We start from the raw sequence: 17,418 nt of genomic DNA on the forward strand, positions 1-17,418 counted from the left end.
TCGCTGTCTTTGGTGGACACGGCCTTTCTGAAAACCAAGTCAGAAAACACACCAAATTGCAGTACCCCCGCGGGAGTAGCTCAGTTGGTAGAGCGCAACCTTGCCAAGGTTGAGGTCGCGAGTTCGAGACTCGTCTCCCGCTCCAAATACAAAAAGGAAGCAACGGCCAACACCGCGCTTCCTTTTTTCTTGCAAGTGCTGGCGCAATGGCAGAGTGGTTATGCAGCGGATTGCAAATCCGTGTACGTCGGTTCGATTCCGGCTTGCGCCTCCAGCGATTTTCCGAAACCCGCAGATGAAAATCTGCGGGTTTTTTGTTTTCCGAGATGCCGGGCTCCGCACGACAAGGCGCCGTTCCACAGCATCGATACGAACTATTCAACCCTACCGGCAGCCAAGGACTCCAGACATTTCGTCTGCCAGGCGAACTCCACCCCGAACGCTTCGGGATCAGACACGGCGCCGTAACCACCCTGTCCGTAAACCGCCGCGTAAGCCGCGTATTCGGCTGCGCGCAGCGCCTTGCCGGCCAGGGCGCTGGCAACCGCATAGGTCGCGGACACCGCGGCATGGCCGCAGCCGTCCAACGATTTCGATCCCTGGTGCTGGTTCGCCAGGCGCGCAGCCCGCCTGGAAATCTGCTCCAGCTGTTCGTGGTCGATCGCGCCGTCCAGATAACGGCCCAGGCTCGCCAGGCAATCCACGACCTCCTGTTCTTCGAGCAGATACTCGACCCGCTGCGCACAGGCGAGGCCGAAAGCCAGTCGCAGGCGTTCCTGGTTCGCGGCAGCCAGATCCAGCTGCTTCGCCAGGCGTTCCAAGGACAGGTTCATGACGACGCCACCTGCGGATTCACCATGTTCACGGGCTGGCCTGCCGCAAAGGCAAGAATCTGGTTGAACACGTCCTTGAATTGCAGATCCCATTCCTCATAGGTCACGTATCCGATGTGAGGCGTGCACAGGACATTGGGCATCTGCAGTAACGGATTCGCGGTATCGGTCAATGGCTCCTGCTCGAAGACATCCAGCGCCGCCATACCCGGACGGCCTGCCCGCAGCGCCCGCTCCAATGCGCCAGGTTCGACAAGTCCGGCACGGCTGGTGTTCACGAACAACGATCCTTCCTTCATGGCCGCGAGGTCCGCCGCGTTGACGATGCCCTTGGTGGCGGCTACCAGGCGCATATGCAGCGACAGCACGTCACAGGACGCGAAGAACTCCTGCTTGGAGGCCGCGACTTCGTGCCCGTCCTCGCGTGCGCGCTGCAGCGACTCGGGCCGCGCCCAGACCAGCACCCGCATGCCGAACGCCCGCGCGTAGCCCGCAACCACTCGACCGATGCGCCCATAGCCAAAGATGCCCATGGTCTTGCCCCGCACGGTGTGGCCCACCCCACACTGCCAACGCCCCTGGCGCATGGACTCCACCTGCTGCGGCAATTGGCGCATGGCGGCCAGCACCAGCGCCCAGGTCAGCTCCGCCGCGGCATAAGAGGGCGTATCGGCGTGCAGGTCCGAGCAGACAAGGACGCCATGGTCGCTGCATGCGGCGACGTCGATATGCGGATAGACGCTGCGCTGGCTAATCAGGCGCAGCTTGGGCAACTTTTCGATCAACTCGCGGCGTATGGTGGTGCGCTCGCGGATCAAGACCAACGCTTCCGTATCGGCGAGGCGCTGCGCGAGCACATCGGTATCTTCGGCGTGATCCGTCCAGACGGTGACCTCGTGATCTCGCAAGAGGGCATAGCAAGGAAGGCGACGCAGCGTGTCGAACCAGTCGTCCAGAATAGCGATCTTCATTTGCGGTACCCCGCTGGGTGAGAGTGAGTGCTCAATTTTTACGCTGCCCGGGGCCCCTCGTAAAATGAAATGATTTCGTTCATTGATGCAAAAAACCTATGAAACTGGACGTCCTGGGTGTTCAAGCATTTGTGGCATTGGCTGAACGGGAAAGTTTCGGCAAGGCCGCCGAGTCGCTGTTCCTCTCGCAGGCGGCGCTGAGCCGCCGCATCCGGAACCTGGAAATCCACCTGGGCGTACGCCTGGTCGATCGCACCACCCGCACGCTCTCTCTGAGCACCGTGGGCCGCAGCTTCCTGCCGCAGGCGCGGCGCCTGCTGGGTGAACTGGAAAGCGCTCTGCAGCAGATCCGGGAACAACGGCAGGCGCTCGCGGGTAACGTGACCATGGCCTGCGTGCCGACGGTGGGCGTCCGCTTTCTGCCACGCGTGCTGCAAGCCTATGCCTCGGCATTTCCGGACAACCGGGTCAGCGTGCTGGACCACTCTTCCGCTGCCGTGCAGCAGGCCGTTCTGGACCGCGCCGCCGAGTTCGGCATAGGGATCGCGGACAGACTCGTACCCGAAATCGAATACGAGGAACTCCTGCACGACCGTTTCGTGCTGGTTTGCGGAAATGAACACCGCCTGGCCCGGCGCAAGGCGGTTCCCTGGTCCGAGCTGGAGAACGAAGCGCTGATCCTGCCTGGCGCGGGCAGCAGCAACCGCCCCCTGCTCGATGATCAACTGCCCGCGGGCATCGCCTTGCAGGCCCGCTTCGAGGTCCAGAGAAGCACGACCGCGGTGGGCATGGTGGCGGCGGGAGTGGGCGTGGCCATCGTTCCCGATCTCGCCCTGCAGCCTGGGGCCTATCCGATGCTGGCGGCGGTGCCCTTGGTGCGCCCCGCTGTGTCGCGGGCATTCGTGCTGATGCAACGCCGCGGCAGCAGCCTTTCACCCGCTGCCGAAGCGCTCTTGGGATTCATAAGGCGCGAAAGACGCTCGCAGCGGCGCCCTGCCGCGCCGCAGTAAACCGCGGCTCAGGTACGATTGCGGCTTTCTGCCAGCATCTGGTTACGCATCCCTACGCGCCGTCAATCAAATGATTGCTATGGTGACGCCGTTTGCAACTGATGACGGACCCTATGCGTACCATTCCGAACTCTCGAGCCCGCCCCTCCTCCGCGTTGTTGACGCTGTCCACGGCGGCATTGCTCACGCTCGCCCCGCTTGCGGCGCAGGCCGATTCGGACAAGCACCGCCATCGCCACGGGCGCGAGTATAAAGAGCAGTATTGGGACGGCGCCTGTAAGGTCGAGCGCAAATGGAAGCGCAATGGCGACTACCAGGAAAAGCGCAAGTGCCGGGACGACTACCGCCACGGCTATGTGCAGGTGCCGCAGCCGGTGGCCGTGATGCCGGCGCCCGCCATTGTCATCAACCCGCCCCCCATCATCATCCGCCCCTGAACATGGATCAATCGGTGAAGGACGCGCTAGCCCGCTGGCCCGACGTGCCAGCGGTATACGGCTGGCTGTCGCTGGACGCGCGCGGCCGCTGGCGCCTGCATCCGCAAGGGCAATCAGCCGAAGGCGGTCCGGGCGAGTCCATCACCAATACGCAGATCCTGGAATTCATCAACCGCAATTACGAACACGATGAAGCGGGCCGCTGGTTCTTCCAGAATGGTCCGCAGCGCGTGTTCCTGCGGCTGGACGCCGCGCCCTATGTGCTGCGGCTGAGCGACGACAGCCGCCGACTGCTCACGCACACGAACGTCGCGGTCGATTCGGTCGATACGTGGAAGCTGGACGACGCGGGACAGCTGTATGCGATGACGCCCCTGGGCGCCGGCATCGTGCTGGACCGCGATCTGCAGCCGCTGTTGGAGAAGATGGCCACGGCGGACGGCGCCCCGCTGCTGGATGCGCTGGCGGATCTTGCGCCCGGTGGCGCAGTCCAGGCCGTCCTGCCCGGAACCTATGCGGCCGCGCCGCTGGCGCTGATAGCGCAAAAGGATGTGGCGCGGGAATTGGGCTTCGAAGCGAATCCCCGCGCCTGAACGGCGCGTTCAGAACATGCCGTTGGGATTGGCGGACTGCTCGGGAATGGGCTGCACCGCGTCCCAATGTTCCACGATCTTGCCCTGCTCCAGGCGGAAAATATCGATGATGGCGCTGCCACGATCGCCGGGCTGGCGCACCGCATGCACGTGCAGGATCACGTAGTCGCCATCGGTGAAGACTCGCTTGATCTCGCTGCGCGACTGCGGAAACTTGTCGCGCAGGAAGGCGATGAACTTGCGGAAGCCTTCGGGGCCGTCCGCCGCATTCGGGTTGTGCTGCACATAGCGGTCGCCGACGTACTTCAAGGCGGCATCCGCGTCCTTCTGATTCAGGCCCTTCTCGTAGAAGGCCAGCACGGCCGCCTTGTTGGCAGCTTCCTGTTCGGCGGACGCATGGACGGCGGGAGACAGGGCCAGGGCCAGCATGGCTGCGGCAACGGCGCGCTTGAAGCAAGGCTTGGAGAAGAACATGGAGAACTCCGGAATGGAAAAACGGCCGGGCCATTCTATGGTCCGGCCGTCCTGTCGGCCACGTCCGTGGCGGTAGACAGTCTGGTGCGCGCAGCGATCAGCCGCGGCCGCTCTTGACCAGCGCGTACTTGCCGTCGCCCAGCAACGCCAGTACGGCCGCAGCCACGGTCAGGAAGATCGGATATTCCCAGCCTCCGCCCGCATTGCCAAAGCCCCAGCCATTGGGAAAATGCACGGTCGACGCCACGAACAGCTGCACCACGGCAATGGCGGCAACCCAACGCGGCACGACGCCCAGGATCAACAGCACGCCGGCGCCGACCTCGAAAAACGTCACCGGGTATGCCAGCCAGCCGGCGAAGCCGATCTTGGCGAAGAACTGCGCGGTGCCGGGCAGCGTGAACACCAGCAGCTTGGTCAGGCCATGGGCCAGGAACATGACGCCGAGCGCCACGCGCAGCAACAGCGCGGCATAGGGCGCGGTACGGGTATCAACCATTGCACTCTCCTAGAGCGGTAGGGGAATCGCCCAGGATGGGAAGATTCTTGATGAGCGCTATTCTTGCGATTCCAAAAACAAAGATAAACATGCAGAATTGCAAATTATTGTTCCCCGATAGGAAACAATCTTGGACACGCACACCGCCATGCAGACCTATGCCAAGGTCGTGGAGCTGGGCTCATTCGCGGCCGCGGCCGACAAGATGGGCCAGGCCCGTTCCGTGGTCACGCGCCAGATCGCCTATCTGGAACAGAAGTACGGCGTGCGCCTCCTGAACCGCACCACGCGCAAGCTGAGCATGACCGACGCCGGACGCGCCTTCTATGAACGCGTGCGGCCCATCCTGGCCGAGGTGGCGGACCTGGAGCTGTCGCTGCAGGCCGAGGGCCAACGGCCCAGCGGCCGGCTGCGGGTGAGCGCGCCGGTGTCGTTCGGCATCCTGCACCTGGGGCCTGCCATAGCCGAGTACCTGCAACGCTACCCGGACGTGATCATCGACCTGGACCTGAACGACCGCGTGGTGGACCTGGTGGAGGACGGCTACGACGTGGCGGTGCGCATCGGGCCGCTGCAGGATTCCTCGCTGGTCGCGCGGCCGCTGGCGCCGCAGCAGTTGCTGGTCTGCGCCGCGCCCGACTACCTGCAACGCCATGGCACGCCGCAGACGCCCGAGGAACTGAAGCAGCACCGCTGCCTGCATTACGCCTATGCCAGCACCGGCAACGAATGGCATTTCGAGAAAGACGGCGTGACCCATCTGGTGCGCGTGAACGCGGCCCTGCGGGCCAATAACGGCGATGTGCTGCGGACCGCGGCCCTGGCCGGGCACGGCGTCATCCTGCAGCCCGATTTCCTGGTGGGCGACGACGTCCGCGCCGGGCGCCTGATTGCGCTGCTGACCGACTACGCCCACACCCCGATCTCCATGTACGCCGTCTACCCGCACCGGCGCTTTCTGTCGCCCAAGGTACGATCCTTCGTGGAGCATCTGGAAGGCCGCTTCGGCGCCTCCTCCCCAGCCGTTCCGGGCCGGCGCGCCAGCCCCCGCCGCAGCCGTTAGAATCGTACCCATGACCGCAAAATCGCCCCTCGAATACTTCCCCGCGCCGCGCCGTTCGCATTTCTGCAGCCAATGCGGCTCGCCCATCAGCCGCCGGGTTCCCGAAGGCGACAACCGCGAACGCGACATCTGCGATCACTGCGGTGCGATCCACTACCAGAATCCAAGGCTGGTGGTCGGCACGGTGCCGGTCTGGGAGAACCGCGTCCTGCTATGCCGGCGCGCGATCGAGCCGCGCTACAACACCTGGACCCTGCCCGCCGGCTTCATGGAGCTGGGCGAGAGCACGGCGCAGGGCGCCGCCCGCGAAACACTGGAAGAATCCGGCGCGCGCATCAAGCTGGGCGAGCTCTACACCGTCATCGACCTGCCGCAGATCGATCAGGTGCACGTGTTCTACCTGGCCCAGGCGTTGTCGGCCGACCTCGACCCGGGCCCCGAAAGCCTGGAAGCGCGCTTTTTCGACGAATCCGAGATCCCCTGGGACGACCTGGCGTTCCGCACCGTGGCGACCACGCTGCGCCACTACTTCGACGACCGCAAGCAGGGCATGTACCCCCCCCATCACTACACCCTAGAATCGCACCGTTGAAACTGCCCTGGCTCGCCGTCGACACCCCTTTTCCGCCCGCGGAGTTTGCGCTTGCGGATCCCGACGGCCTGCTCGCGGCGGGTGCCGACCTGTCCACGCCCCGGCTGATCGAGGCGTATTCCAACGGCATATTCCCGTGGTACTCCGAGGGCGAGCCCATCCTGTGGTGGAGCCCAGATCCGCGCATGGTGCTCGCCGTGAAAGACTTCGCGCCCTCTCATTCGCTGCGCAAGCTGTTGCGGCAGATCGCCAGCCAGGAGCAAGGCGCCGCGCCGCGCGTGCAGGTACGCGTGGACACCGCTTTCGCCGAGGTGATGGCGCAATGCGCCGCGCCGCGTGACGGCCAGCCCGGCACCTGGATCACCGCAGCCATGCAGCAGGCCTATCGCGCCTGGCATGAGGCCGGCTACGTGCACAGCATCGAAACCTGGATTGACGGCGAACTGGCCGGCGGCCTCTACGGCATCAGCCTGGGCCGCATGTTCTTCGGTGAATCCATGTTCACCCGCGCGCCCAACGCCTCGAAGATCGCGCTGGCCTATCTGGTGCGCTATCTGGCCGCGCAAGGCGTGCAACGCATCGACTGCCAGCAGCAGACGCGCCACCTGGCCAGCCTGGGCGCGCGCCCCATCCCGCGCGCCGCTTTCCTGCAGCATGTGCGCACCGCCACTGCGCTACCTGCCGTCGCGTGGGCGCGGGGCACGCTGGACAGCGCTGGCCGCTTGCATCCCGACACAGCATCGGGCCCGGGGTTCGGCGTTAATATGTAGCCACTCCCCTTGCGGGCCTGCTGCCGCATTGCGGGACCTCCGATGAGCCAGCTCAAAGAACTCCCTTTCTCCACCCTGCAGTTCTACGCCACCGCTCCCTACCCTTGCAGCTATCTGCCGGGTCGCCAGGCACGGTCGCAGGTTGCCGCGCCCGGTCATCTGATCAACGCAGGGACGTATTCGCAACTGGTGGAGCAAGGTTTTCGGCGCAGCGGGCTGTTCACCTACCGGCCCCATTGCGACAACTGCCACGCCTGTATCCCGGTGCGCGTGGATACGGCGGGCTTCGCGCCCAATCGCAGCCAGCGCCGCGCCTGGCGCGATCACCAGGGTTTGCAGTCATTCGTGGCGGAGCTGGCCTGGTCGCCCGAGCACTACCGGCTCTACACGCGCTACCAGCAGGGCCGCCATCCGGGCGGCGGCATGGACGAGGACAGCCGCACGCAGTATGCGCAATTCCTGCTCACCAGCCGCGTCAACACCCGCCTGGTCGAGTTCCGCGACGAGACCGGCGAGCTGGTCATGGTGTCCATCATCGACGTGCTGGACGACGGCCTGTCGTCCGTCTACACCTTCTACGATCCCGACATTGCCGGCAGCCTGGGCACCTACAGCATCCTGTGGCAGATCGAACAATGCCGCACGCTGAACCTGCCCTGGCTGTACCTGGGCTACTGGATCGCCGACAGCCGCAAGATGTCCTACAAATCCAGCTTCCATCCAGCCCAGTTCCTGGTTGACGGCGTGTGGGGCGACCAACCCGCGTTGCCGCCCGCCTGATCCGCCCCTTCTTTGAAGCGCCAGGGGCGGCGCAGGGCCGGCAAAATTCGCTCTACAATTCCGCCCCATGTCTATCCTCTTCCACGCCTATCCCCTGGCCCGCCCGGCGCTGTTCGCCATGGACGCGGAAACCGCCCACGAAGTCACCTTGTCGGGCCTGCAACGCGCCTATGAATGCGGTGCCACCCGCAAGCTCATGCACGCGCAGCCGAAGGCGCCAAGCACGCTGATGGGCTTGCAGCTGGCCAACCCGATCGGGCTGGCCGCGGGCCTGGACAAGAACGGCGCCTATATCGACGCACTGGGCAACCTGGGATTCGGCTTCATCGAGGTGGGGACCGTGACCCCGCGCGCGCAGCCCGGCAACCCCAAGCCGCGCATGTTCCGGCTGCCGCGCGCCAATGCGCTGATCAACCGGCTGGGCTTCAACAACCAGGGCCTGGAAGCCTTCCTGGCCAATGTGCAGCGCAGCACCTGGCGCAAGCAAGGCGGCATTCTGGGGCTGAACATCGGCAAGAACGCGGACACGCCCATCGAGCGCGCCGCGGATGACTACCTGATCGGGCTGGAAGGCGTGTATCCGCATGCCGACTACGTGACGGTGAATATTTCATCGCCCAACACCAAGAACCTGCGCGCGCTGCAAGGCGGCGACGAACTGTCGGCCCTGCTGGCGCAACTGGCGGACAAGCGCCGCGCGCTGGAAGACCAGCACCAGCGGCGCGTGCCCATGGCGGTGAAGATCGCTCCGGACCTGACGCACGAACAGATCGATTCCATCGCGGAAACGCTGCCGCGCCACGGCATCGACGGCGTCATCGCCACCAACACCACCCTCTCGCGCGACGCCGTCACCGGCCAACCGCATGCCGAGGAAGCGGGCGGCCTGTCGGGCGCCCCGGTGCATGAATTGTCTCTGGCCGTCATCCGCCGCCTGAAGGAAAAGCTGGGCGGCAGCCTGGCGATCATCGGCGTGGGCGGCGTGATGTCGGGCCGCCAGGCGCGCGAAAAGATGGATGCGGGCGCCGACGCCGTGCAGCTCTATACCGGCCTGATCTACCGCGGCCCGGCGCTGGTAGGCGAGTGCGTGCGCGCCGTGGCGCGCTGAGCCCAGACGCGGCCGGCATCCGCCGGCCGTACAGCGAAAAAAGCAGGCAAAAAAAGGGGCCACCCGGTGGGTGGCCCTAATTCCAGCTCTGCTCTGTCACTCAACAGTACTACATAACTGCGGTTTGCGCAGCACTGCGCGCCAAAAACTTAGGCGCTGCGGCGGCTGCGGCTGGCAACCTTGGTGGCGGCGTCGGCGGCATCCGAGGCAGCCTTGAAGGTCGCGTTGGCGGCGGCATTCAGGTTCGACTCGGCGACTTCGGCGGCCTGCTTGGCGGCCTTGGTCATCGAATCGTAGGCGCTGGTCGCGGTGGCCAGCGAGGACTTGATCAGGGCAACGGCGCTTTCGGAGCCGGTCGGGGCGTTCTTGGAGAACTGGTCGACGGCTTCGCTCAGCTGCTGCTGGCCTTCGGCGATCTGTTCCTCGGTCAGCTTGACCAGGCTGGTCTGCACGCCGGCAACGATGTCGTACACGTGCTTGGTGTAGGCCATGGCCTTTTCGGCGCCCGGCTGCAGCAGGCCCGAGGCGAAAGCGGCGGCTTCCTGCGGATCCTTGACTTCAGCGGCTTGCTGCGACTTCTGGGCGACTTCGTCCAGGGTGGCCTTGACGACCTTCAGGTTCAGCTCGACCAGCTTTTCGAAGCCGGCGAACACGGCCGACTGGGCGGCCACGATGGTGTTGATGCTGGCCTTTTGACGGTCCAGGACTTGTTGCGGGATAGCGCTCATAGAATGCTCCTTCAGGGTAGCCGGAGGCTGTCCGGCAAATAAGGAATGGTTGTCTGCGACGAACTATAGAAACGTGCGCGGAAACTGGTACTACAAGCTACCGCCGGCCCGTTTGATGCACTGCACAATTGACATTCTAGGCTGAGAAAAATCCTTGTCAAGGAGTTTTTGTGCGACGCAACAAAGAATTGCACTTTGACGGTGCATGCCTTGTCCGGGTTTGATCCAGCACAAAGGTTTCCCAGGATTCAGGAAATACCCGAAGTGACGTCGTATCAATTGTTTTCTAAACTGCTTTCACGCTGATGACAGACAAATAAACCCACAAGTCAGCGCGCAACAGCAAATCGCAGCAAACCCTGCAATTGGAGACTCCATGACCCTCATCCCCCGCACGCTTTCGGCCTTGCTCGCGGCCAGCGCCATGCTCGCAGCCGGCGCCGCCCAAGCCGAATATCCGGATCGCCCCATCAACATGGTGGTGCCGTTCGCCGCTGGCGGCCCGACGGACAACGTCGCGCGTTCGCTCGCGGAAGCCATGCGGCCGAGCCTGGGCCAGACGGTCGTGGTCGAGAACAAGGGCGGCGCCGGCGGCACCATCGGCACGACCCAGGTAGCGCGCGCCCAGCCTGACGGCTACTCCGTCCTGCTGATGCACGCCGGCTTCTCGACGGCGCCCTCGCTGTACAAGAATCCGGGGTACGACCCCTACAAGAGCTTCGAGCCCATCGGCCTGGTGGTCGACGTGCCGATGACCATCATCGCGCGTTCGGACTTCCCGCCCAACAACATCAAGGAACTGGCCGAGTACGTCAAACAGAACAAGGACAAGGTGTCCCTGGCCAACGCCGGCATCGGCGCCGCCAGCCATCTGTGCGGCACCATGCTGGTCGAGGCGCTGGGCGTACAGCTGCTGACCATCCCCTACAAGGGTACGGCGCCCGCCATGAACGACCTGCTGGGCAAGCAGGTGGACCTGCTCTGCGACCAGACCACCAACACCACCCAGCAGATCGACAGCGGCAAGGTGAAGGCCTACGCCGTCACCAGCCTGAAGCGCGTCCCCACGCTGCCGAACCTGCCAACCATGGACGAATCCGGCTACAAGGGCTTCGAAGTGGGCATCTGGCATGGCATGTGGGTGCCGAAGGGCACGCCCAAGCCCGTCGTCGACAAGCTGGTCAAGAGCCTGCAGGCTGGCCTGGCCGATCCCAAGTTCCAGGAACGCATGAAGCAGCTGGGCGCGACGGTGCTGACGTCCGAAGCGAACCCGCAAGCCCTGGAAGCCAAGGTCAAGCAGCAAGTCCCGCAGTGGGGCGAGCTGTTCAAGAAGGCTGGCGTCGAACAGCAGTAACCCAAACCATGCGCCCTGGCGGCGCATGCAAAAAGAAAAGCCCCGTCCGGGGCTTTTCTTTTTTTGCAGGCCGGCCCTGGATTACGGGCGCAGAGCCTCTGCGGCCATGCCCAGACCGTTGAAGCCGGTGGAAACGGAGGGCTCGTAGCCCAGCGCTTCCGAGATGCTGGCGGCGGTGTCGACCAGCGCCTTGATCCAGTCGTCCTGCAGGCGCTCGGCGGGGGCCGAAATGGACAGGCCGGCGACCAACTTGCCGGTATCGTCGAAAATGCCGGCGGCGATGCAGCGCACGCCGAGTTCCAGTTCTTCGTTGTCGCGCGCATAACCGTGGCGCCGCACTAACGCCAGTTCGCGCTCCAGGCGGTCCAGGTCGGTCAGGCTGTTGCGCGTGTGGCCGGCCAGGCCGGTGCGCAGCGCGTAGGCCCGGACTTGGCGCGCATCGGCGGTGGACAGGAACAGCTTGCCGGTGGAGGTCAGGTGCAGCGGCGCGCGGCCGCCGATGGCGCGGACCACCTGCATGCCGGAACGCTCGCTCCAGGCGCGGTCGATGTAGACGATCTCGTCGCCCTGCTGGACCGACAGGTTGATGGTCTGCCCGGTCAGCTTGTGCAGCGAGCGCATGGCGGAAATGGCCGCCTCGCGCACGTTCAGGCGCCCCTTTACCAGCGAACCCAGCTCCAGCAGGCGCATGCCCAGCTGATACAGGCCGTTGTCGACGCGTTCGACATAGCGGCCCACGACCAGGTCGTTAAGGATGCGATGCGCGGTGGACGCATGCAGGCCCGTGGTCGCGGACAGTTCTTTCAGCGTTACCGGATCCGGCTGCGCGGCCAGGGCATCGAGCAGACGCATGGCGCGTTCGATCACCTGGATGGCGATGGGATGGGCGGAGGCGCCTTCGGTCTCGGCGTCCAGGGCGTTGCGGGTAGTGGGGAGACGGGACATGGAAAGGGGGGCGTGGACAGCCGCGCCGCCTGCAGGGCCCCACCTTAGGGAACCGGACTTGCGGCATTGCAGCAAACAGTTCTTTCCCGTATTGTGAAATTTACTGGCGCGTTTGGCAACCGCTTTTTGTATCAAAAAAAGGGCCGCACATCGGGTGCGGCCCTGACTTCAGGCTACTGGCGGGAGCGCCAGCCTGCCTCCCAGGCGCAGCACCTCGGCCCGCAAATACTCCAGCGCTTCGGCTGCCGCGGCCGGTTCGCCCTTCACGCCCAGGTCGATATGGGGGGTGCCGCCGGCCTCGCCCACGCTGGGCAGGCTGAACGCGCGCACGCCGGGCCAGCGCGTTTCCACGGCCTGCATGGCCGGCGTAATACGCGATTCGGGCATGCTGAATACCAGGAAGGAATGCTCCGCGTGGGCGCGCACATGCTGCAGCGCACGATAGCGCGTGTCCAGCGTCCATTCCAGCATGGGCCACGCCATGACGGGAAAGCCCGGCACGAAGGTGTGGTCCTTGATGAAGAAGCCGGGAATGCGGTTGTAGGGATTCGGGACGATCTCGCAGCCTTCCGGAAACACGCCCATCTGCAGGCGCTGCTGGTTTTCCGGCGCGCTCATGTCGGCTGTGCCCTGCCCCTTGGCAGCCATCTCGGCCGTGCGCAGCGCGATGGCCTCTTCGGCCTCCGGGTGCAGCGCCAGCGGCAGGCCGAGCGCGGCCGCGGCGGCCTGGCGCGTGTGGTCATCGGGCGTGCCGCCGATGCCGCCACAGGAAAACACCACATCGCCGGTGGCAAAGCTGCGCTTGTAGGTGGCGATGAGCGTGTCGCGGTCGTCGGGCACGATTTCAGCCCAGCCCAACTGCATGCCGCGCGCGCCCAGAAGCTCGACGACCTTGGAAAAATGCTTGTCCTGACGGCGGCCCGAGAGGATTTCGTCCCCTACGATGATGAGGCCAATGCGGCGGGCGGCGGATTCTGCGGCCATGTCCGATTCCAGAAGTTGAGAAGAATGACGCGATTCAGACGTCGATGACCCGGTCCTCGCGCAAGCGCTTGAGCGCTTCCAGACCGTAGTGGGCGTAGACCAGGGCCGAGAACACCGGCAGGATGACCCACGCGGGCGGCAACAGGTTCAACAGCGAGCAGATCAGGCCTATGGTCCAGAAGCCGCCGTTGTTGCGTTCCAGGATCAGCTTGCGCTCGGCGGGGCTGGCGTGTTCGACGATGGCGTCCACGCGCATCATGCGCGAAAACGCGAACGCCCACCAGAAGATCGACAAGGCGATAGCCATGGGCGGCACCAGCCACAGCGGCAGCGTCAGCAGCCAGCCCGCGGCAAAGGCCAGCGATACCCAGATCGCGTTCCATACGCTGACCGCCGTCGCATGCTTGCCTTGCCGCGTGACGCTCACATACTCACGCTTGCCGACGTGGTTCAGCACCAGCGGCATCACGAACACGGCGGCAATCGCCAGGCCGAGGATGCCCGATACCGGCAACAGGATGGCCACCGCGATCACGGGGATCATGTAGACCTTGAGCGAGAACAGCCCCATCGCCAGCATCCAGTCCTCGGCCCGGTTGACGAAGTCCCAGCGCGCCGCCTCGGCCGCCAGCCATTCGTTGAGCGGTGTCCAGAACAGGTACAGCAGCAACAGGGCCCCCACCAGCGCGATCAGGAACGGCAGCAGCACCGCGAACAGCATGGAGGGATGGCATTGGGACACCAGGGCGCGCTTGAACGCCTGGCCCACGCTGACGGCGCCGGCCCCGGCAGCGGAAAATCGGCCGTTGTCGGGCGTGGCGGAATCAGTGCGCAAAGCAGTCATGGACGAGGAATGAGGGGGTAGACATCCCGGGTATGATAGTCAAACACGCCTTCATCTGCCCACATGTCCCTACTTGTACCCGATACCGACCTGGCCGCGCTGCGCGCGCGGCTGGGCTCATCGCCCGACGCCTGGCTGGTGGCCTGCTTCTGCGCGGCCTGGTGCGACACCTGCGAGCAATACAAGCCCAAGCTGCAAGCGCTGGCCGCCGCCATGCCGCGGCACGTCTTCGCCTGGATCGACATCGAGGACCACGCCGAACTCTTGGGCGACGAAGACGTGGAGAACTTCCCCACGCTGCTGGTGCAGATCGGATCGAAGGTGGTGTTCTACGGCCCCATGCTGCCGCACATCGGCCACCTGGAACGCCTGCTCGAAAGCCTGAATGAAAACAGCCCTGCGGTCGCCACCGCGCTGCCGGACCTGCCGCGCATGCTGGCCACCTGAGCCGCAGCGGGCGTCACGCGGGCCAGCCATAAAAAAACCCGCAAACCTAAGGGCTTGCGGGTTTTTTCATGCCGGCGCCTTTCAGGGCTTGCGGCTGCCGCCCAGCAGGACGGCGATCTGGCGCTTCGGCCCCGAGGATGCGCCATTGCTCCTGGGCGCCGGTTCTTCGGCGGGCGCGGACGGCGCCGAGGGCTCGTAGGGCTTCAGGAAGAAATCGTCCACGGGCTGGCGCGGCGCGCCGGACGAATAGCCGGAGCGGCGGTCGGACGAACGGCCGCGGTCGCCGCGGCTGTCACGGCTTTCACGACCCTCGCGCCCTTCGCGCGACGACGAACCGCGGCGCTCGTCGCTGCGGCGGTGGCTGCGCGCGACCAGGTCGGCAGGAACATCCAGGGTGCCGCGCGGCACTTCGCGCTTGATGAGTTTTTCGATGTCGAGCAGGAAGCGTTCTTCGTCGGGCGTGAACAAGGCGATGGCCTCGCCCGATGCGCCCGCGCGGCCCGTGCGGCCAATACGGTGCACGTAGTCTTCCGCGTTGTACGGCAGGTCGTAGTTGATGACGCAAGGCACGCCGGCCACGTCGAGGCCGCGCGCGGCCACGTCGGTAGCCACCAGCACTTCCAGTTCGCCGGCCTTGAAGGCTTCCAGCGCCTTCATGCGGTCAGCCTGGGTCTTGTCGCCATGAATGGATTCAGCCTTGACGCCATCGCGCTCCAGGTCGCGGGCCAACCTCGCCGTGCCGATCTTGGTGTTGGAAAACACGATGACCTGGTTCAGGCCGCGCGACTTCACCAGATGCACGACCGCGGCGCGCTTGGCGTCGCTGGGCATCTTGTAGGCGATCTGGGTGATCGTGTTGGCGGTGGCGTTGCGCGCCGCGACTTCGATTTCGACCGGTTGATTCAGGTACGAGCGGCCCAGCTTGCGGATTTCATTGCTGAACGTGGCGGAGAACAGCAGGCCCTGGCGCTGCGCGGGCAGCAGGCGGATGATGCGCTCCAGGTCGGGCAGAAAGCCCATGTCCAGCATGCGGTCGGCTTCGTCCAATACCAGGATGCCGACCTGGCTCAGGTTCACGTTCTTTTGCTCGACGTGGTCGAGCAGGCGGCCGGGCGTGGCCACCAGCACTTCGCAGCCGCGGCGCAGGGCTTCCTTCTGCGGACCGATATCCACGCCGCCGAACACCACCGCCGAACGCAGGGGCGTCTGCTTGCTGTAGCGCTTGACGCTTTCGTAGACCTGGTCGGCCAGTTCGCGCGTGGGCGTCAGGATCAGCGCGCGCACCGGATGGCGCGCGGGCGATGCGCTGGTATTGGCCAGCGGCATGAGGCGATGCAGGATGGGCAGCGTAAAGGCGGCCGTCTTGCCGGTGCCGGTCTGGGCTGCGCCCATGACGTCGCGCCCTTCCACCACGACGGGGATGGCCTGCGCCTGGATCGGCGTGGGCGTGGTGTAGCCGGTTTCGGCGATGGACTGCAGAAGCAGAGGGTGCAGCCCGAAATCGGTGAACGTCGGCGCGGGCGCGGCAGGTGCTACGGATTGAGTGGATTCAGTCATCAGGGTTAGGCAGATACCGGGACCAGTGAAAAAGAACAAAACGAGAGTGCTACGCGCACTGCACTACATATGCATCGGAACAACCTGAACACGCGCAATCTGCATCCTGCCTTGCTGGCCAGGCGGCGCATTCTGGATTCGATACTTATGAGGGCAGTACCAGGCCCGGATTGCTGTGGATAACATGATTTTAGCGCAGCCGCATTACCACACGGTCCAGCCGCCTTCTGAAAGGCATTGCAAACGCCTTCCGCCCGCTGTCAGCAAGCGCCCGCCGGGCATACCAGCCGCGTCCACTGGATGGACGTTTTGGGTAATGACTCTTAGCCGGCCAGCCAGCGCAGGCCCCAGAGCGCCAGCATGCCGACGATGATGACCAGCACCGCGCTGCGGGTGCGCAGGAATACCAGGATGGCGAGTACGCCCGCGACCAGCTTGTAGTCGAACACCGGCCCCAGGCCGGCCTTCCAGGGCAGCAGGTCGGGCACGATGATGGCGGTCAGGGCGGCGGCGGGCGCGTAGCGCAAGGCGCGGCGCACGCCTTCCGGCAGGGGGATGTAGTCGCCGAACAGCATGAAGCCGGCGCGCGTCAGCACACTGCACAGCGCCAGCAGCAGGATGGCGGAATAGACGTAGATTTCAGCAGGCCAGAGGGTCATGCGCGGGCCTTGAAGTAGCGTTCGGCCCAAATGCCGGCGACCACGCCCGCCACCACGGCGGCGGCCAGGCCCAGGCGCAGCGGCAGGACCTGCCCGGTCCAGGCGACCACGCCGGCTGCCAGCATGGAAATCAGCATGGGCTTGGTGCTGGCCAGCGGCACCGTGATGGCCAGCAGCGCCAGCACCGCGGCAAAGTCCAGCGACCAGTCCGTGGGCACCATGGAGCCCAGATAGATGCCGACGATGGACGAGGTCTGCCACACGAACCAGCCCGGCGCGATGGCGCCCAGGAAGAACCAGAGCTGCTCGCGGGTGCCGCGCACGGCCGCATCGCCAAAGCGCGGCATGAACAGCACGAAGCCCATGTCGGTCGTGAAATACCCCAGCCCCAGCCGCTTGGGCCAGGACAGGTGGCGGAAATAGGGATGCAGCGCCGCGCCGAAAATGAGAAAGCGCAGGTTCACCACGCAGCCGGCGGCGAAAATCAGCCAAAGCGGCGCGCCAGTAGCGATGAGCGGCAGGGACGTCAGTTGGGCCGAGCCCGCGTACAGCAACAGGGTCATGGCCAGCGCCATGGTTTCGGTCAAGCCCGACTTGACCATGGCCACGCCGGTGACCAGCCCCCAAGTGGCGGTGGCGATCAGGGCGGGCACGATGGCGTGCACGCCAGCCCGGAATGCAGCGATACGCTCCTGGCGGACCGCGACGGGGTCTTCGGATTCAGGAAGCGCGGATTCAGAGGACAACTGCTGGCCCCTGGCGATTCGGAC

21 protein-coding genes and 2 tRNA genes are annotated in these 17,418 nt (G+C 65.1%); 12 read left to right on the forward strand and 11 right to left on the reverse strand.

Annotated features, from left to right (window positions below):
* Positions 1–69 precede the first annotated feature (69 nt).
* A tRNA-Gly gene (locus tag IB257_RS17975) sits at positions 70–145 on the forward strand.
* A gap of 55 nt (positions 146–200) precedes the next feature.
* Positions 201–274, forward strand: a tRNA-Cys gene (locus tag IB257_RS17980).
* Between the two features lie 100 nt (positions 275–374).
* Here the strand turns inward: IB257_RS17980 and IB257_RS17985 are convergent.
* Positions 375–833 carry a hypothetical protein gene (locus IB257_RS17985; protein WP_054449981.1) on the reverse strand — a complete coding sequence of 153 codons (459 nt, stop codon included), beginning with the start codon at positions 831–833 and terminating at the stop codon, positions 375–377.
* Positions 830–1,804, reverse strand: coding sequence for a D-2-hydroxyacid dehydrogenase family protein (locus IB257_RS17990; protein WP_054449979.1), 975 nt, complete (start codon positions 1,802–1,804; stop codon positions 830–832). Before IB257_RS17990 ends, IB257_RS17985 begins: the two co-directional genes overlap by 4 nt.
* Positions 1,805–1,902: 98 nt before the next feature.
* Between IB257_RS17990 and IB257_RS17995 the strand changes: the two genes are divergently transcribed.
* The 3 genes from IB257_RS17995 (at position 1,903) to IB257_RS18005 (ending at position 3,844) form a co-directional block, all read left to right on the forward strand.
* Complete coding sequence (locus tag IB257_RS17995; protein WP_054449977.1) at positions 1,903–2,814, forward strand: LysR family transcriptional regulator; 912 nt, start codon at positions 1,903–1,905, stop codon at positions 2,812–2,814.
* Between the two features lie 113 nt (positions 2,815–2,927).
* Positions 2,928–3,251 (forward strand): hypothetical protein, encoded by a 324-nt coding sequence (locus tag IB257_RS18000; RefSeq protein WP_054451291.1) that lies wholly within the window; start codon positions 2,928–2,930, stop codon positions 3,249–3,251.
* A gap of 2 nt (positions 3,252–3,253) precedes the next feature.
* Positions 3,254–3,844 carry a DUF2946 family protein gene (locus tag IB257_RS18005; RefSeq protein ID WP_054449975.1) on the forward strand — a complete coding sequence of 197 codons (591 nt, stop codon included), beginning with the start codon at positions 3,254–3,256 and terminating at the stop codon, positions 3,842–3,844.
* Positions 3,845–3,853: 9 nt separating this feature from the next.
* Here IB257_RS18005 and IB257_RS18010 read toward each other — a convergent pair whose 3' ends face one another.
* Together IB257_RS18010 and IB257_RS18015 are read right to left on the reverse strand one after the other, a co-directional pair.
* The gene (locus IB257_RS18010) at positions 3,854–4,318 is read right to left on the reverse strand and encodes a nuclear transport factor 2 family protein (RefSeq protein ID WP_175159438.1); all 465 of its coding nucleotides are present in this window, start codon (positions 4,316–4,318) and stop codon (positions 3,854–3,856) included.
* A gap of 97 nt (positions 4,319–4,415) precedes the next feature.
* Entirely contained in the window at positions 4,416–4,817 is a 402-nt protein-coding gene (locus IB257_RS18015; RefSeq protein ID WP_054449973.1) for a DoxX family protein, read from the reverse strand.
* A 130-nt stretch (positions 4,818–4,947) separates the two neighbouring features.
* Here IB257_RS18015 and IB257_RS18020 point away from each other — a divergent pair, with 130 nt between their 5' ends.
* From IB257_RS18020 to IB257_RS18040, 5 genes are all read left to right on the forward strand, one after another.
* Positions 4,948–5,880, forward strand: coding sequence for a LysR family transcriptional regulator (locus tag IB257_RS18020; protein WP_175213841.1), 933 nt, complete (start codon positions 4,948–4,950; stop codon positions 5,878–5,880).
* Between the two features lie 10 nt (positions 5,881–5,890).
* Positions 5,891–6,472 (forward strand): NUDIX hydrolase, encoded by a 582-nt coding sequence (locus tag IB257_RS18025; RefSeq protein ID WP_119449686.1) that lies wholly within the window; start codon positions 5,891–5,893, stop codon positions 6,470–6,472.
* Positions 6,469–7,242 carry a leucyl/phenylalanyl-tRNA--protein transferase gene (aat, locus tag IB257_RS18030; RefSeq protein ID WP_054449968.1) on the forward strand — a complete coding sequence of 258 codons (774 nt, stop codon included), beginning with the start codon at positions 6,469–6,471 and terminating at the stop codon, positions 7,240–7,242. The genes IB257_RS18025 and aat overlap by 4 nt, the downstream gene beginning before the upstream one ends.
* Before the next feature lie 42 nt (positions 7,243–7,284).
* Positions 7,285–8,022, forward strand: coding sequence for an arginyltransferase (locus tag IB257_RS18035; protein WP_054449966.1), 738 nt, complete (start codon positions 7,285–7,287; stop codon positions 8,020–8,022).
* 67 nt (positions 8,023–8,089) lie between these two features.
* Positions 8,090–9,130, forward strand: coding sequence for a quinone-dependent dihydroorotate dehydrogenase (locus IB257_RS18040; protein ID WP_119449687.1), 1,041 nt, complete (start codon positions 8,090–8,092; stop codon positions 9,128–9,130).
* Positions 9,131–9,279: 149 nt separating this feature from the next.
* On the opposite strand, the gene phaP is transcribed toward IB257_RS18040, so the two are convergent.
* The gene (gene phaP, locus IB257_RS18045; RefSeq protein WP_054449962.1) at positions 9,280–9,858 is read right to left on the reverse strand and encodes a TIGR01841 family phasin; all 579 of its coding nucleotides are present in this window, start codon (positions 9,856–9,858) and stop codon (positions 9,280–9,282) included.
* Between the two features lie 376 nt (positions 9,859–10,234).
* On the opposite strand from phaP, the gene IB257_RS18050 reads away from it, so the two are divergent.
* Positions 10,235–11,212: a tripartite tricarboxylate transporter substrate binding protein BugD gene (locus IB257_RS18050; protein ID WP_054449960.1), complete on the forward strand. Its 978-nt coding sequence runs from the start codon at positions 10,235–10,237 to the stop codon at positions 11,210–11,212.
* An 81-nt stretch (positions 11,213–11,293) separates the two neighbouring features.
* On the opposite strand, the gene IB257_RS18055 is transcribed toward IB257_RS18050, so the two are convergent.
* From IB257_RS18055 to IB257_RS18065, 3 genes are all read right to left on the reverse strand, one after another.
* A complete protein-coding gene (locus IB257_RS18055) occupies positions 11,294–12,157 on the reverse strand; it encodes an IclR family transcriptional regulator (protein WP_119449688.1) in 864 nt (287 codons plus the stop codon).
* Positions 12,158–12,325: 168 nt separating this feature from the next.
* A complete protein-coding gene (locus IB257_RS18060) occupies positions 12,326–13,141 on the reverse strand; it encodes a molybdopterin-binding protein (protein WP_192492648.1) in 816 nt (271 codons plus the stop codon).
* Between the two features lie 34 nt (positions 13,142–13,175).
* Positions 13,176–13,985, reverse strand: a complete 810-nt coding sequence (locus tag IB257_RS18065) for an EI24 domain-containing protein (RefSeq protein ID WP_054449954.1) — start codon at positions 13,983–13,985, stop codon at positions 13,176–13,178.
* Between the two features lie 63 nt (positions 13,986–14,048).
* Between IB257_RS18065 and IB257_RS18070 the strand changes: the two genes are divergently transcribed.
* The gene (locus tag IB257_RS18070) at positions 14,049–14,432 is read left to right on the forward strand and encodes a thioredoxin family protein (RefSeq protein WP_175181132.1); all 384 of its coding nucleotides are present in this window, start codon (positions 14,049–14,051) and stop codon (positions 14,430–14,432) included.
* 81 nt (positions 14,433–14,513) lie between these two features.
* Here the strand turns inward: IB257_RS18070 and IB257_RS18075 are convergent, their stop codons facing one another.
* The 3 genes from IB257_RS18075 to IB257_RS18085 form a co-directional block, all read right to left on the reverse strand.
* Positions 14,514–15,989 carry a DEAD/DEAH box helicase gene (locus IB257_RS18075; protein WP_156337298.1) on the reverse strand — a complete coding sequence of 492 codons (1,476 nt, stop codon included), beginning with the start codon at positions 15,987–15,989 and terminating at the stop codon, positions 14,514–14,516.
* A 323-nt stretch (positions 15,990–16,312) separates the two neighbouring features.
* Positions 16,313–16,648 (reverse strand): AzlD domain-containing protein, encoded by a 336-nt coding sequence (locus IB257_RS18080; protein ID WP_054449947.1) that lies wholly within the window; start codon positions 16,646–16,648, stop codon positions 16,313–16,315.
* Positions 16,645–17,394: an AzlC family ABC transporter permease gene (locus IB257_RS18085; protein ID WP_175181131.1), complete on the reverse strand. Its 750-nt coding sequence runs from the start codon at positions 17,392–17,394 to the stop codon at positions 16,645–16,647. The genes IB257_RS18080 and IB257_RS18085 overlap by 4 nt, the downstream gene beginning before the upstream one ends.
* Positions 17,395–17,418 lie beyond the last annotated feature (24 nt).

Source organism: Achromobacter sp. ACM03, assembly GCF_014851665.1.
In the GTDB taxonomy this organism is placed as follows: domain Bacteria; phylum Pseudomonadota; class Gammaproteobacteria; order Burkholderiales; family Burkholderiaceae_B; genus Achromobacter; species Achromobacter aegrifaciens.